This window comes from Ruegeria sp. N10, from assembly GCF_056531545.1.
Window position 1 is genome coordinate 19118 of the sequence record NZ_JBQFLY010000024.1, and the last position, 13261, is coordinate 32378.

Consider the following 13261-nt stretch of genomic DNA (forward strand, 5'->3'; position numbering starts at 1 on the left):
ACACAGAATGGTTCGTTACTGTTTTCGCACCGCAGTATGGTCACTTAACTCACTGTAGTTATTGACTTACCATTGTAAGGAAAGCGTGATCTGAGGCCTGTAGATTTGCCGCTGCCTTGACAAGGCACATTTGCTGTACGATATATTGTACAACTGAGAGGGAAGCAAAATTATGGATGTTCTGACCTACACCGATGCTCGGAAAGAGCTGAAGGGCGTTATGGATCGTGTGATCCGTGATGCTGAAGAGATCGTTGTTACACGCAAAAACCGCGAATCCGTGGTCATGGTATCCTTGGACACTTGGAATTCAATCCAAGAAACCATGCACCTTTTGTCGACGCCTAATAACGCGTCGCGCCTGCGTGCATCTATCGCTCAGCTGGATGCTGGAACTGGTGAAGAGCGAGATCTCATCGAGTGAAGTTAGTTTTCTCGGACCAAGCCTGGGAAGACTATCTTCACTGGCAGGTGGCTGATCCTAAGATTCATCAGCGTATCAATGAAATGATTAAGCAGACAATGCGAACGCCATTCCAAGGCGTTGGTAAGCCTGAGCCTTTGAAGGGCGACCTCAGCGGGTGGTGGTCTCGTCGGATCACCAAGGAAGATCGAATGGTCTACAGAGTTTCTGGCAAGGGGGATGCCCAGGCCCTGGAGCTCGCACAGCTACGATTCCACTACTGATCACTCAGGTCTCGTTTTACCGCGGCGCGGATTTCTTCTGGACTGCGGTTACTGACGCCGCTGTTTTCGCCATCGATCAACGCGTCGATGACACCGTACTGCATGCGCTTTCGCTCGAGCAGATCCTCGGTCGACTTTCTGGCCTCATCAGAGTTCAAGAACTTCCCACTGCGGCGCTTCTCCAGGAGCGCTTTCAGGAGGGCTTCGTGATCTGCTGATTCATCCGACATGGATCGATAATATCCACTGAAAATTGGCCAGCATACCCCCTCGAATACGCTGGCCGTCCGTGGCGACTATAGGGATCGCGCGGACTCACCCTCCGCAAGATTTAACCTTTTAAACGGAATCGCTAAATCTTTCCGGAAAGGACTAAAAAACCCCTATTGAATCCAGTCCGCGTTCTTTTGCAAACTCTAGGAAAAAACTTAGAGTCACCTAAAAACAACAGGTTAGTAGACATAAGGGGAGCAGAGACCCAACATGTTCGAACTTAATGACCCCGCTCCCCTACCCCACATAGCGAGATCTCAAAAACGAGGTTCGAATACTGGATCAGGATCGAGAATGTCGACGATTTGATGTTCCAGCTTGCGAGCTGTTGCTTCGATGTCCGAGGTGTCCGACCACACCCAGGCGTCAGGCAGATAAGGATGTGCGTTCAGCTTTGTGTCGACCCGGGCATCGCTGAAAACCGTGACTTCAAACGCGAACAGGTTATCCTCGGCCGGCGCAACGTTCACACGCAAGTTCGTCATTGGACTGCTAATCACAAATTTCAGCACCTCGTGCGCGACAGAGTAACAGGCCTCCTGAATGTCATCATCGAGCCGATGAAGAACTAGGACAAAGCTGTTCGACAACAGCGGAGGCGTCGCTTTCAGGTTCGCATCCCAACGCGTCAGGAGGCGATCATGGAGTGACTCTTCCACATTAAACAGTTCCCAGGCCCGCTCCATCCTGAGAGTGGCTTCTTCGTATTGTCGTTGTACTTCGCTCATACCTGCTGCTCCTGTTTATGTTTTCATCATCAGAGCTTTGAAGAGCTCCATGTCGAAGGCTTTGATAGCTTTCCAAGCCAGATCGCCCGGCTTCACTTTGATCGCCGCGGCGTAGTCCTCCAGCCGGCTCACCGGGATGCGCCGGGCCCCTGCCCTTTCCAGGAATCCATCATATGATCGACGGCTTGCTCGATGTGTTTTGACATGATTGCTCACCTATTCTTGGTTTCGCCATCTATCCTTGAAAACTCCAAGGAAAAGCAATCTACTTAGAATAAAAATGAAGGTTAAAACCATACTGGCGCTAGTATGCCACGCTTTAAATGTTGACACTTCTAAAAGCCGTTTTAAAACAATGAATAGTCATTTTGACTATTGGGAGGCTCTAAAGTTATTTCGCGGAAAACCTTGTGGCCAAATTCCTGAACGCTAGCTTTAATGGGTTGGCTATCAAATGCTTAGTCCTCCCGGCTCACACTAGGAGGACCTTTTCATGTCGATTACATCATGAAGCGCTGGCCTGAGGCCAGAAACCTACACATATCGCAAACTCAAAAGATCTGGCCGCAGTGATAAAGGCACGGCGGAAAGAAAATCGCACCACGCAGGGCGAGCTTGCCAACATGTTCGCTTTGAGTCGCTTTACCATCGTCGACGCTGAATCAGGAAAGGGAGACCCCAAGCTGTCTACGGTCGTGAAACTGCTCAACGGTCTCGGATTGCAGCTTGTGGCGGACCCCAATGAGTTGGTAACCTAGGTCTCGTTGATCGAACCACCAGAGCCCTTCAACGATGAGGAAATGGGCTGCACGGTGAAAATTTGGAGATCGATTGACACCCCTGCCCTCTCATGAAATCAGGCGCCCAGATCGAGATCAGGCGGTACGCGACCGCGGGCGTTCTCAAAAGATTTCGGGAAGCTATCGTCTTGTTCCCGACGATTACGAATGGTGCCCAATAAAAAATTCCAAAAGCGGATCATTGGACGTACCTGCTCTTTAGCATATTGCGTCTGATCCACTCTTCACCCTCTTCTAACGATCCAATGTCGACGTCGCCTTCGATGACCTCGTTTACGTCTACTTTTGTCCAGTGTGCGCGGGCCTCTTCCATTGCCCGCTCGACGGAATCTGGAAGTCTTTCAACCAAATTACCGGCTTCGATGTCCTTCTCGAGAAGGTGCAGTATTTTCGAGATTCTGTCTTCCATCCATAAATTATAAGGTGTTTTCAGTGCGTTTTACAGGTTGGTTGACTTGGTAAGTGAAGTCTAGCTTCCTCTAGATGTATCTAGACCTAGATAGATAAATAATCATGTAGACCCATTGACAGTTGTGTTTGTTCAGCAATTTAGTGGTCATGCAGTTAAGTCTAGACTTAGCCTGACAAGTATAGATGTAGCTAGATGTATGGTTGTCTAGCAACAGTAAGATATCTCTAACCCTATACTCATCTAGCTAACCTAAGATTTCTCTGCATAAATCTAGATAGAGGCAGGAAAACAGGAGACATAAAAATGTCCGTTATTTCGTTTGCGACGTCAAAGGGCGGCGCCGGCAAGACTACCGCGTGCATCGTGTTGGGCACGACGTTCGCAGACCAACTAAAAGTTAGCATCATCGACGCGGATCCCGCACATCGGGTCAAGCGCTGGGCTGACAAAGGCCCGTATCCTGAAAGCATTTCGGTGATTAAGTGTGCTGACGAAAACAAGATCATGGACGTGATTGAGGCTGAGCAGGAGAAATCGGACGTAGTTCTGGTCGACTTGGAAGGCGTAGCATCGAAATTGAACAGCTACGTGTTTTCGATGTCTGATCTCGTGATAGTGCCGACAGGCGACGAGCAGCAGGACGTTGAGGACGCGATCCTGACGCTGAAACAGATCAAAATGGATAGCCGCGCCTCGAGGCGCGACATCCCAGCCAAGGTTTTGTTTGCGCGCACGAAAGCGGCCGTGAAATCGCGTTTGGAGAAAAAACTGAATGCCCAGATGCGGGAAAACGTCGACTGCTTCGAGACTGAGCTGAAGACCCGCACGGCGTATTCCAGTATTCACAATAGCGGTGGCAACCTGGATAGCCTGCCAAGTGATGTGAGCGGCGTTGACAAGGCGAAGGAAAATGCCCGGGAGATCGCAAAGGAAATCATCGCTACCTTCCGGCAGGCGCAGCAGGAGGCCGTGGCATGAACGAGCGCAACGATCTCGATTTTGGAGCCCTGAAGGGCCCAGCCAAAACGAAGCCACGAGTGGTTGAAACGGAAGGGCAGGGGGCCTTAGTGGAGCAATGGCCGTCCAGGAGCCCTGTGTCGGCGCCTGTGGCCCCTGTAGAGCCCCAAAACAAGCCAAAGGTCTCGCTAGAAGCTCAGGTATCTATCCGTGGCCCGCATGAGATCATTGAACGGTTCAAGGGTAGCTGTCAGATCGGCCGAGCACGGCTTTCATACTACGACAAGATCGCAGGTCTTCTGGATCTCGAAGACAAGTTGCTTGAGCTCGAAATTGGAGGCCGCAATGCGGAGCCGATGGATATCCTTTTGGAGCTCATCGAGCGCAGCAGATAGGGCAGGGGGCCTTATACCTTCACTGAAAGACGCCTGGCCAAGTGCTGGGCGTTTTCATTTTTTGGCGACAAGCTGGTCGGGAACAAGAGGCCTCAATTTGTCCCACTCGTCCGCGCTCATGGCTACAAAATCTGATTTCTGATTGTTGTTCCAGTCAGCAACTTCGTCTGCCGTAAGACCAAACACGACACTGTTGACGTCAGTCAAATTGATCAAAGATCGTCTCAGAATGAAGTAAACCGAGACGAAATCTTCTCTATCGAGATGCTCAAAGTTGCGCTTCACAAAATCAAGTGCGTGCTCAAGACCTTTTTCGCTTCGAACGATTTCCTGAATCGTCTTTGTGAGCATCTTCCGTTCTTGAAGCTCCAAGTGCTCTGGAGATCTGGCAAAAGGCCGCGGAGCCGCCGGCCGCTCGATGCCATCCAGCCAATCATAGCTGTTTGCAATTTCAGGTTCTCTAAGCAACTGGTCAGGCGCTTGCACATTGTGTTTCTCCAGCCATTCCTTGATCGCAGCCCATCGATCTTGATCGGACTCAGAGTAGCGGCGCTCTGCAAGCTCCTCGAATTTCACTTTTAGATCGTATGGGATTCTGGCTGGCCATTGTGTCATGAATGGATGTTCTCATATTGTTCTTAGCATGTCGATACCGAAGCCAAAAGTGAAGAAATTGGGGGATGGAGTGCTGGCTTAGATTGAACCTGATCACCCCTTCTTCTGATTCAAGATTCTAAGATTCAATATTCAGGCCAGATTCGTCTTTTTTTTACAACGCGTTACCTGTTTTAAAGTGAAACAATTGGGGACTCCGGTGAAGGAATTGGGCGTTTCTGTGAGAAAATTGGGAGTTATTGTGAAAGAATTGGGAGCAATGGTGAAGAAATTGGGAGCCTGAAATCGAGTTATCCACAGGCTGGCCAACTGTGAAGAAATTGGGGGTTCTGTGAAAACCAAGGTTTCTCTTTCACTTTTAGAACGACTCAGTGTAACCTCATTTCACAATGAGCAGTAAGCAGTTAGTCATCAACCTGACGCCCAATCAAGATGAAGCTCTGAAACCCGCAGAGCTCATTAAAATGCAGGCGGCAAAAGCACTTAGCCTCTACGAGAGGCGTGCTGTGACGATCCTATGGCACAATGCTCACAAGCAAAAATTGGAGAAGGGGAAGCAGTATACGATTCCCCTGGCTGATCTTCGGACGGACACTCATAACGGCAACGAGCACGTCCGCACGGCCATCAAAACACTCCAGCAGCCGATCCTCTCGATCCAGGACAAGGACGGTGATTTCATAGAAGACCACCAGCTGCTTGGATCCGTTCGATATTCGAATGCGAGCAAGTCAAACGGTATGGTGACTTACGAGTTTCCAAACAAGATTTTCGACATCCTGAAGGAGTCCTGGGTCTGGGGTCGGATCGAGATCCCGGTCTTGATGCACCTGGGCAGCAAATATTCGATTTCACTCTATGAGCACATCAGCCAGCTGGTGAATCTGGATTACAAAAGCAGCGTTGAATTCACACTTGAGGAATTCCGCAGGGTGATCTCTATTGAGGATGGCAAGTACACAGCTTTTGGCGGCCTCAATAAGCACATTATCAAGAAATCCGTGGATGAAATCAACGCGCTAGCCGACTTCAATATCAGCATTGTTCCGGTTAAATCCGGCAAAAAGGTGACCCATGTGCATGTTCACTGGCACCAAAAAAATGAGGATCAGAGGCGCGAAGCCTACGCTGAATTGCAGCGTCACAAGACCGGCCGACGTGCGCGGATCGAGGGCAGAGTGGAGCATGTGAAACCGGTTCCAGGTATTTCTGATGCACGTCGAAAGGCGAAACGAGAACTACCCAAACCCAAGGATAGTTCCCCAATTTCCTCACAGTTGGACGACATTATCGAAGGATAGATGCTCCCAATTCTTTCATATTTGACTCGAAGAGTCGGAAGCAAGCTATTCGAATCCATGAATTAACAAGAATAACCCCAATTTCTTCACTTGTGAGATTTCCCCAATTTCTTCACCTTTATCAAGGATAGAGCAGGGCGCTACTCGCCCCGCTCCAGGTAGAGACCCATGGCAACTACGCCGCTGAAGAAGGCGATGGCACCCATCAGGTAAAGTGCGAACCCGCCCGCGTCACGACCCATGATCCAATGAAAGAGGATGATCTCGACCGTGCAAACGGCAATGGTCGTCGTCACTAGAATGAACCAGTGCATCCCGCTTAGGACTCCCAAGCGCACAGTGTGGCTTCGTCATTCTTCCAGCAGGCACCATCACGGTTGAGAGTTCCCAGATTTTGGTTGGCCTTGCTTTCGTGAGCACTCCACATCGCACCGCCGTTGCCATCGTCATCAATAAAGAAGTAGACGAATGCGGAACGATCATCGATGTCTGCAACGAAGAAATCGCCGCCTTCCATCGGATCAAAAACGCAAGGACCCTGCATCTCGATGACGCCGTTAATTTCCAAGTAGCAGATCTCAGCACTTGCGGTCGCGGTTGTCATGAGTAGGGCGGCCGCAGAAGCAATGAAGTTTTTCAAATCTAGTGTCCTTTTGAAAGCTCGATTCATTCGCTAGTTGCACTCAAAATCTGACAAAAATTTGGCTGTCGTTGTGCTATGCTCACCGGATGGAACCTGAAACAACCAGCCTGATTGTAAGCTCCGTGCTCGCCGTGGCAGCGATCATCTATATTCGGCATGTCGTGCGAACTTCGGGTAAAGAGCGGGTGGTGGATCCGGCCGCGGTGGATGAGTTTATGAGAACGGTTGATTGGAGTCTTCTTGATGACAGCACATATAGCCGGAAGAAAAGTAGTCATTCTTCGTGACTCTGCACACACCCACTCAATATCGTGTTTTCACCCACATTTTGCCGACTTTCGTGATTTCACCCACGCTTAACTGGAGAGCCCTTAATGAGTGACACGCCGACTTGGGATGAGCTGACTGAGGCGATGGAAACGATGGCCGCGGCTGCTGGTGCTCACGCTTCGATAAAAGACAAGTATGGCCGCCTCAGAGTCGAGTTCCCAAAGCTGCCGGACAATGATGAGCAGGTTCGGGCACTTTACACTTTTGCAGACCTGATTGAGGCTGAATCCGAACGCACCCGTTAGCGGGTTATAAGCTTTCTTATGTTAAATTAGTCCGTATTCTTGCGCCGAGCTTCCAGGGTGCCAGCATTCTCATCGTGCCAGTCGCTAGCTCGATCCTCGCGTGTTGCAAACTGACGTTCTACACGTTGATCGAATGCAGCCTTGTCCGCGTCAGACATGACGTCACGCAGCTCCATCAACAGGTCAATAGAGATTTCTTTTGGTAGCTGCCAAAGTAGGCCTGAGATCTTCGTTGTTGACCGGCTGTTCGCCTTCGTTCGATCTTTCGGAGTCGCAAGCTCAGCCATCTTGCGAATAAGGTTCCAGACATTGCTGCGCCGCTCGTGCTTCTCGATGGTGCCTGAAACGACGCTGTCTGGAATGCCCAGTTTTGGGTTACTGAACTGAACTAGACGAACTTCATAGTCTGACACATCCGCGAGATTACTCATGTTCTGAGCGTGAGCATGCGCGACGACATTCGGTCCTACGTGCACTGTAATTCTGAGCGTCATTTCTTAAACCAGGACAGCGCAATTTGCAGCCCTTCCTCGTCACCCTGTTTGGCCATCTCGACTAAACATTTGCCACCGTATTCATCACCAGGATCACCGCTCGCTAACAGTTGATCCACGACCGCTCTCGGATCCCAGTCGATCATCTCATCTGCAAACGGTCTAAATTGCTCACCGAGATGAGTAATCAGAATATCATGCATTGTTGGAGTGTCAGGCACGGTGAGCCCTCACTAGGCAGTAACCACAGAGCATGTCGCTTTTGTCACGGTTGCGAGCCACATCGCCCTGATGCCCGCATTTGGGACAGGTAATTGTACTCAAAAACTCGAGCTTCTCAGCATGCGGCTCGATGCAATCGTGGTAGTGCAAAACCCCAAGCGCGATCTTCCCGACCCGGTCAGACCTGAAGCCAGAGATCGAAATAGTGCCAGGCGGCAGCGCCTTGAAATCTGGATCACATACCAAATCCTCAAGGAATCGGCCGATGATGATGTACCAGCCTGTGCCGACATTTGGCGTTAGGCTTGCGCAATCTGCACCGACAACCTCCGGAAATCTCTCGGCGACATCTAACTCCAACATGTCCGGCCACGATACTTCGGCGCCATCATATTTTCGCTTGAGCTCAGCGTTGTAGCACCAGCAGCAGAGCGTCTGGATCCAGTTGCCAACGCGCTGCTGTTGAGCAGTGTTTCCGCAATGCTCGCACGTGGCGGAGATCTTATCAGCGCGGTTTAGGATGTCGTTGAAGATGACCTTGGAGCCGCCCTTCGTAGTAATGTCAAGCAGACCCCATTTTTGTCTGATAAAGATGATCTCAGGCAGCTCTGGATCACTATCTTCAGCGGTCGAATAGTGGCCGTGGGTAAAAGCACGATAGACCTTGCCCAATTCGACGATCAGCTGATCCCTCCAACCATGATGGTAGCTCAGCTTGCGTGAGACATACCCGTCGATGTCATCCCACTCCATCGGCATCAGGAGGCCTCCTTCGAACAATAAGCACAGAGGGCCTCAGAGTCCTGGTTGCGCACGATGTCACCGCGGTGGCCGCACTGTGAGCATGTCGAACTGCTGGCCAGCTTTAGCTTGGCCATGAGGGGAGCCAGGCAATCGTGATACTCACTGAAGTCAATGTTGATGAAGCCATCTGGGCCGACGTTGACACTGCGGATCTGAACAGTGCCTGGCTCCAGTTTCTGTTTTGAGATCTCGGATTTGATCAGTTTCAAATGCTGAGACAACATATACATCCAACCAAACCCGACATCCGGGAGGAGTGAGTCAAGATTTAAGCCAGCGAAGTCCGGGAACAGCTTCGCGATATCCAGTTTTTCAACACTGAGGGAGCGATCTTTGATCTCGCGATTATAGCACCAGGCACATAGCGTGGTGGCAAATCCTCCGATGACTTGTACGTCAGCTGTATTTGGGCAGCATTCACAGGTCGTTTCGATACGATTGACGTATGACTGGATATCTTGAACCAGAGATGGAGTGCTGTCTGATGTCGCATAAACACGCAGCCCACCTAGCTTCTGCTTGATTTGGACTACGATGGGCAGTTTGGCGGAAGGATTCATGCGCAACGCATCAGCCCTCACCTGCTCCAGAGCTTGCGTCAGCTGTTCAACCCAACCGTTCTCGCGCCACTCCCCGAGCTCATTCAGCAGGACACTGGCTCTGATGTCACCCCAATCCAGCACGCTAATCTCGCGCTCATGATACTCGATGCATTCAGCCAGCAATGGCTCGATATCGGCCCGTCGAACATCACCGCTCTGGATCCGCTCAGTTAGTTCGAGCAGAAGCACTTCGTTTGGCAGGTTCACAAACGGCCTGTCGAACAGGTCTTCAACCGTGTATTTTTCAGGATCATCAGTCATTTGATCGTCCAATTCTTTGAAACACAGGCAGGACATCGGCCGAGTTCATCATTCCGGTCGACCTGACCGACATATCCGCAAACGGAGCAGGTCAGATGCGCCGGCGCCGCTGTCTTTTTGAAAAGTCGACGCTTGTCTTTGCTGCAAAATTTGGCAGCTTCGTCGTGCGCGCAAAAGCAACATAGATTGAGATACCAATCCTGGATCATTTCTGGGTAGATCGCCGCGTTGCCACAGCGTTCGCAGCTATGGTTTGCGTGTTGGATAGCGCCAGCAATCCAGGCCTTGATTGTCGGGTCGTCATTGCTTTTGGCTAGGTATATCCTCAACTCACCCAGTTTTTGCTTGACCTGAAAGACCTCCGGGTACTCCAGATCATTCTGATCGCAGCGCGTCTTGATGTGCTCGAAAAGGCGTGTCACATGACCCGCCCAGCCATGAGGATATTCCCCAAGACATAACTCGACGGACTCCTGAATATTTTCATAATCAACGGCTGACATGGTCGAAAACCTTTTATGACAGTCAGTAATTATAGGCATTTAATAACTCCGACTGCAAACTGATTGTTCTCTGAAATTCTGTAGTAATAGATACTACACCTTATAAATAAGGTTAATCAGCACACTCGTACACCATTCTGGCTTGCAGCAAGCGTATAACTCGGATTATAAAGCCTACTTAAAACTATAGGTTGCAGTCACCCTTTTGTTGTGATTTGACTATTCTTGAAAAATAATGGTGGCGGAAAATGGCTAATCCTTATTCTGAGCAAGAATTAAGTAAACTATCCTTGAAAGAGCTGGACGATCTCATAATTGCAGCGCAACAAGCGCGCTCGTCAGTTCAAAATGAACTGGCCAAGAAGATGAGAAAAGAATGGGCGGCACAAGCGGCCGAGCTCGGTGTCAGCCTGGATGAAATCCTCGGCACTTTGCCGGAATCCGGGAAAGTCAAACTTCCCCCAAAATACCGTAACCCAAACAACCGGTCGCAGACCTGGGCCGGCCGCGGGATGAAACCTGCGTGGGTGAAAGAGCACCTGGATGGTGGTGGCACGTTGGATGACCTGAAGGTTTAAGAGCAGAAAATATCTATGAAGAAGACAATATTTGCGGCCGTCAGTTTTCTGATGATGGTCGGTATGGCCGCGGCCGAGAATGAGATCACGGGCGCTTTTGGAGTTGAGTTTGGGGAACTGTTGCCTGCCGACGTGGCACCGAAAATACTTGATCAAACTGGATACCGCTTGAGTGGATACAACTCCGAAAGCCAGCGTCAAACAGTTGAAATTCCTCTGTACGCAATAGAGCCACCAGTGAAGAATAAAAATCTGGATAGCTACAGAATTGCGTTATCGCCGATTTCAAAACTGCCATATTCGATAACTGGCGAGGCACAGGCAGACACTGTTGAGGAATGCAAAGAACTCGAAGCGGGCTTTATCGCAGTAATTTCTGGGAAGTACCCTAAAGCATGGACGCGAGTTGACGACTACAGTTTCAAGCATTTTCACCTGAATGGAAGACGGGTGTCGATTAAATGCGCCCGGGGAATAAAGCGCGTTTGGGTGACGTTTACAGATTCACACTTGACCACGCAGGTAATCGAAGAGCAGCTGAATTTGGACAAAGAGGTAGTTTCATCCGATGGTCTTTAAGTCCTTGTCATTTGCGATGATCGTCGCCGGATGCTTGTCAACCACCGCCCTCGCTCAAGACGACCAAACATCTAAAAAAGATGCGGATACTATCCACATGATGGCATCCTACGCGGGCCTCGGCCACTACTGCTGGGCATATGGAGTGGACTGGAGAGAAATCTCAAACGAGATGAATGCTAGCGCCCAAAATCGGCTATTTGAAAACGACGACGCAGCTTGGCTGACCTGGTCCAATGGCTACAAGGCTGGGTCCATGGGTCAACTCTTCTCACCTCAGCATCAGAGATACATCAGCGTTTACAACACGCCCGATGTGGCAACCTCTTGCCGTGGCGCATATCAGATGGTGTTAATCTTGGCGCGGGCGAAGTAGAAACTTGCAAACTGACAGCCATCTAATGACCTCTTCCAGAGGTGCTGAGAGATGTCCGAGCGATCAAAAATAATCAAACAAAAAGTCCCGTCTTTAAAGGCTACTGATCTTGAGAATCTAAGACGGGACCTGAGTATCACCATCATTGAGATGGCCGACATCATGGGTGTATCGGAGACTTCCTATCACAGGATCAAGAGTAGCAATCAGCCACTCTCAAAGGAGCGAAGTGCCTTCATTTTGTATCTGAAAGCGCACTTCGCTCCCTCAGGGATTAAGAAGATATACTCGTCTGCTGCCAAGCTGAAAAGTAACCCTGCGCAGTAAGCTCAACGACTCTCTTTGCGAGATCGAACATGTCTGCGCATTGCTCGTAAATACAATCATCGAACCAAACCCAGATTGCGTGTAAACAGTTGACCAGTTGGAGAAAACGACCTGTGCAGACTGGGCGAATGCAAGCGCAGAAACCGACGTTCGTTGCAGGGCTCATGAACTGGTATGATGCGGGACAAAGTTGTCGAAGGCGCAATTGTGGCTGAGGACTGCTCCCAGCCCTAACCGGACATTCCAAACTGGACTTTGCAAATCCCGACAAGCGGACAAAGCCGTTGTCTAGGACCCGGATTGGATCAATATTGGTCTGACTATTTGGGTTCAGAACGATTTTGAGCGAATCGATTTCCTTGTTAGCGTCACAAGACAACCCAGGGATGTTGCTACTATGAATAGAACTACATCGTTTAATCTAATTGCTTTACTATCTTTCGCTTGGGGAAGTAGCGCTACTTCTCAGACAATTGTGGATGCTGCCGATTACTTGTTGACGGCCACAAACAAATACGTCGCGCAAGTGCCTCTTCTGGACAACGCACTGATTGGTGTAAAAGCACACGAAGACAATTTTTACTTTGCACCACAGCCCGTGGTTGATTGGGAAAAATTCTCTAATGCGGTGAGCGACGCGTGCACAGGAGTGCCTTCCGATGCGATAGCAAGAGTTGATATGCAGGTTCTGTTTTACAGCCCGGCACTACTTGCTGAGATAGCATCCGTAGGAAATATACCTATAGAAAAACTGCAACCCGTTCCCGCTTATGGTTACACCTTTTTTGTTGAAGATAGTAACCAAGTGGCGAACCAAGTAGACACCAACGTCGATCCAACAGTTCTTCGGAAGGGTGAAACTTTGGCATCGAGCCGTGATTTAGAGCCCAACAGGTATTTTCGGCTTACAAGACGTTGCGACTTCCTTCAAGATATCGCCTCTGCAAAGCAGGCGCATATTTCATATCACGCGGTCGGGCAGCAGTTCTCCAAGTCCTCCATCTCAGCGGAACTATTAATGGGGCAGGAAATTGATACCTTTTTCGATTTAAGCGATGAGCAAAAAGAGACCGACTTGACAGTAGTCAACGTGACTGCTGATGGAGGTGGGTTAGGCATTGATCTCGGC

General features: G+C 49.9%; 22 protein-coding genes. 11 read left to right on the plus strand and 11 right to left on the minus strand.

Annotated features, from left to right (window positions below):
• Nucleotides 1-172 precede the first annotated feature (172 nt).
• Nucleotides 173-424, plus strand: coding sequence for a type II toxin-antitoxin system Phd/YefM family antitoxin (locus ACR0JI_RS19965; RefSeq protein WP_480496210.1), 252 nt, complete (start codon nt 173-175; stop codon nt 422-424).
• 47 nt (nt 425-471) lie between these two features.
• Nucleotides 472-687 carry a Txe/YoeB family addiction module toxin gene (locus ACR0JI_RS19970; protein ID WP_480496268.1) on the plus strand — a complete coding sequence of 72 codons (216 nt, stop codon included), beginning with the start codon at nt 472-474 and terminating at the stop codon, nt 685-687.
• On the opposite strand, the gene ACR0JI_RS19975 is transcribed toward ACR0JI_RS19970, so the two are convergent.
• On the minus strand, nt 681-917 hold the full coding sequence (locus ACR0JI_RS19975; protein ID WP_480496212.1) for a hypothetical protein: 237 nt from the start codon (nt 915-917) through the stop codon (nt 681-683). The genes ACR0JI_RS19970 and ACR0JI_RS19975 overlap by 7 nt on opposite strands.
• Before the next feature lie 300 nt (nt 918-1217).
• On the minus strand, nt 1218-1688 hold the full coding sequence (locus ACR0JI_RS19980; RefSeq protein WP_480496213.1) for a hypothetical protein: 471 nt from the start codon (nt 1686-1688) through the stop codon (nt 1218-1220).
• Nucleotides 1689-2257: 569 nt separating this feature from the next.
• Between ACR0JI_RS19980 and ACR0JI_RS19985 the strand changes: the two genes are divergently transcribed.
• Nucleotides 2258-2446 (plus strand): helix-turn-helix domain-containing protein, encoded by a 189-nt coding sequence (locus ACR0JI_RS19985; RefSeq protein ID WP_480496215.1) that lies wholly within the window; start codon nt 2258-2260, stop codon nt 2444-2446.
• Nucleotides 2447-2544: 98 nt separating this feature from the next.
• Here the strand turns inward: ACR0JI_RS19985 and ACR0JI_RS19990 are convergent, their stop codons facing one another.
• Nucleotides 2545-2709, minus strand: a complete 165-nt coding sequence (locus ACR0JI_RS19990) for a hypothetical protein (protein WP_480496217.1) — start codon at nt 2707-2709, stop codon at nt 2545-2547.
• Nucleotides 2710-3203: 494 nt separating this feature from the next.
• On the opposite strand from ACR0JI_RS19990, the gene ACR0JI_RS19995 reads away from it, so the two are divergent.
• On the plus strand, nt 3204-3878 hold the full coding sequence (locus ACR0JI_RS19995; RefSeq protein ID WP_480496219.1) for a nucleotide-binding protein: 675 nt from the start codon (nt 3204-3206) through the stop codon (nt 3876-3878).
• Nucleotides 3875-4252: a hypothetical protein gene (locus tag ACR0JI_RS20000; protein ID WP_480496220.1), complete on the plus strand. Its 378-nt coding sequence runs from the start codon at nt 3875-3877 to the stop codon at nt 4250-4252. Before ACR0JI_RS19995 ends, ACR0JI_RS20000 begins: the two co-directional genes overlap by 4 nt.
• A 54-nt stretch (nt 4253-4306) precedes the next feature.
• Here ACR0JI_RS20000 and ACR0JI_RS20005 read toward each other — a convergent pair whose 3' ends face one another.
• Nucleotides 4307-4867 (minus strand): hypothetical protein, encoded by a 561-nt coding sequence (locus ACR0JI_RS20005; protein ID WP_480496222.1) that lies wholly within the window; start codon nt 4865-4867, stop codon nt 4307-4309.
• Nucleotides 4868-5256: 389 nt separating this feature from the next.
• Between ACR0JI_RS20005 and ACR0JI_RS20010 the strand changes: the two genes are divergently transcribed.
• A complete protein-coding gene (locus ACR0JI_RS20010) occupies nt 5257-6168 on the plus strand; it encodes a RepB family plasmid replication initiator protein (protein WP_480496225.1) in 912 nt (303 codons plus the stop codon).
• Between the two features lie 140 nt (nt 6169-6308).
• Here ACR0JI_RS20010 and ACR0JI_RS20015 read toward each other — a convergent pair whose 3' ends face one another.
• Both ACR0JI_RS20015 and ACR0JI_RS20020 read right to left on the minus strand, forming a co-directional pair.
• Nucleotides 6309-6482, minus strand: a complete 174-nt coding sequence (locus ACR0JI_RS20015; protein WP_480496227.1) for a hypothetical protein — start codon at nt 6480-6482, stop codon at nt 6309-6311.
• 5 nt (nt 6483-6487) lie between these two features.
• Nucleotides 6488-6808, minus strand: a complete 321-nt coding sequence (locus tag ACR0JI_RS20020) for a hypothetical protein (RefSeq protein WP_480496229.1) — start codon at nt 6806-6808, stop codon at nt 6488-6490.
• 377 nt (nt 6809-7185) lie between these two features.
• Here ACR0JI_RS20020 and ACR0JI_RS20025 point away from each other — a divergent pair, with 377 nt between their 5' ends.
• Nucleotides 7186-7386: a hypothetical protein gene (locus tag ACR0JI_RS20025; RefSeq protein ID WP_480496231.1), complete on the plus strand. Its 201-nt coding sequence runs from the start codon at nt 7186-7188 to the stop codon at nt 7384-7386.
• Between the two features lie 26 nt (nt 7387-7412).
• Here the strand turns inward: ACR0JI_RS20025 and ACR0JI_RS20030 are convergent, their stop codons facing one another.
• The 5 genes from ACR0JI_RS20030 to ACR0JI_RS20050 are packed head-to-tail and all read right to left on the minus strand — an operon-like array spanning nt 7413 to nt 10272.
• Nucleotides 7413-7880 (minus strand): hypothetical protein, encoded by a 468-nt coding sequence (locus tag ACR0JI_RS20030; protein ID WP_480496233.1) that lies wholly within the window; start codon nt 7878-7880, stop codon nt 7413-7415.
• Nucleotides 7877-8083 carry a hypothetical protein gene (locus ACR0JI_RS20035; protein WP_480496235.1) on the minus strand — a complete coding sequence of 69 codons (207 nt, stop codon included), beginning with the start codon at nt 8081-8083 and terminating at the stop codon, nt 7877-7879. The genes ACR0JI_RS20030 and ACR0JI_RS20035 overlap by 4 nt, the downstream gene beginning before the upstream one ends.
• Before the next feature lie 10 nt (nt 8084-8093).
• Nucleotides 8094-8861: a hypothetical protein gene (locus ACR0JI_RS20040; protein ID WP_480496237.1), complete on the minus strand. Its 768-nt coding sequence runs from the start codon at nt 8859-8861 to the stop codon at nt 8094-8096.
• Complete coding sequence (locus ACR0JI_RS20045) at nt 8861-9769, minus strand: hypothetical protein (RefSeq protein ID WP_480496239.1); 909 nt, start codon at nt 9767-9769, stop codon at nt 8861-8863. The genes ACR0JI_RS20040 and ACR0JI_RS20045 overlap by 1 nt, the downstream gene beginning before the upstream one ends.
• Nucleotides 9766-10272: a hypothetical protein gene (locus ACR0JI_RS20050; RefSeq protein WP_480496241.1), complete on the minus strand. Its 507-nt coding sequence runs from the start codon at nt 10270-10272 to the stop codon at nt 9766-9768. The genes ACR0JI_RS20045 and ACR0JI_RS20050 overlap by 4 nt, the downstream gene beginning before the upstream one ends.
• A gap of 248 nt (nt 10273-10520) precedes the next feature.
• On the opposite strand from ACR0JI_RS20050, the gene ACR0JI_RS20055 reads away from it, so the two are divergent.
• The 4 genes from ACR0JI_RS20055 to ACR0JI_RS20070 form a co-directional block, all read left to right on the plus strand.
• A complete protein-coding gene (locus tag ACR0JI_RS20055; RefSeq protein WP_480496243.1) occupies nt 10521-10850 on the plus strand; it encodes an H-NS histone family protein in 330 nt (109 codons plus the stop codon).
• A 15-nt stretch (nt 10851-10865) separates the two neighbouring features.
• Nucleotides 10866-11429, plus strand: a complete 564-nt coding sequence (locus ACR0JI_RS20060) for a hypothetical protein (RefSeq protein WP_480496245.1) — start codon at nt 10866-10868, stop codon at nt 11427-11429.
• A 427-nt stretch (nt 11430-11856) separates the two neighbouring features.
• The gene (locus ACR0JI_RS20065; protein ID WP_480496246.1) at nt 11857-12132 is read left to right on the plus strand and encodes an antitoxin Xre-like helix-turn-helix domain-containing protein; all 276 of its coding nucleotides are present in this window, start codon (nt 11857-11859) and stop codon (nt 12130-12132) included.
• 397 nt (nt 12133-12529) lie between these two features.
• On the plus strand, nt 12530-13261 hold a 732-nt coding region (locus tag ACR0JI_RS20070), incomplete at its 3' end, for a hypothetical protein (RefSeq protein WP_480880321.1).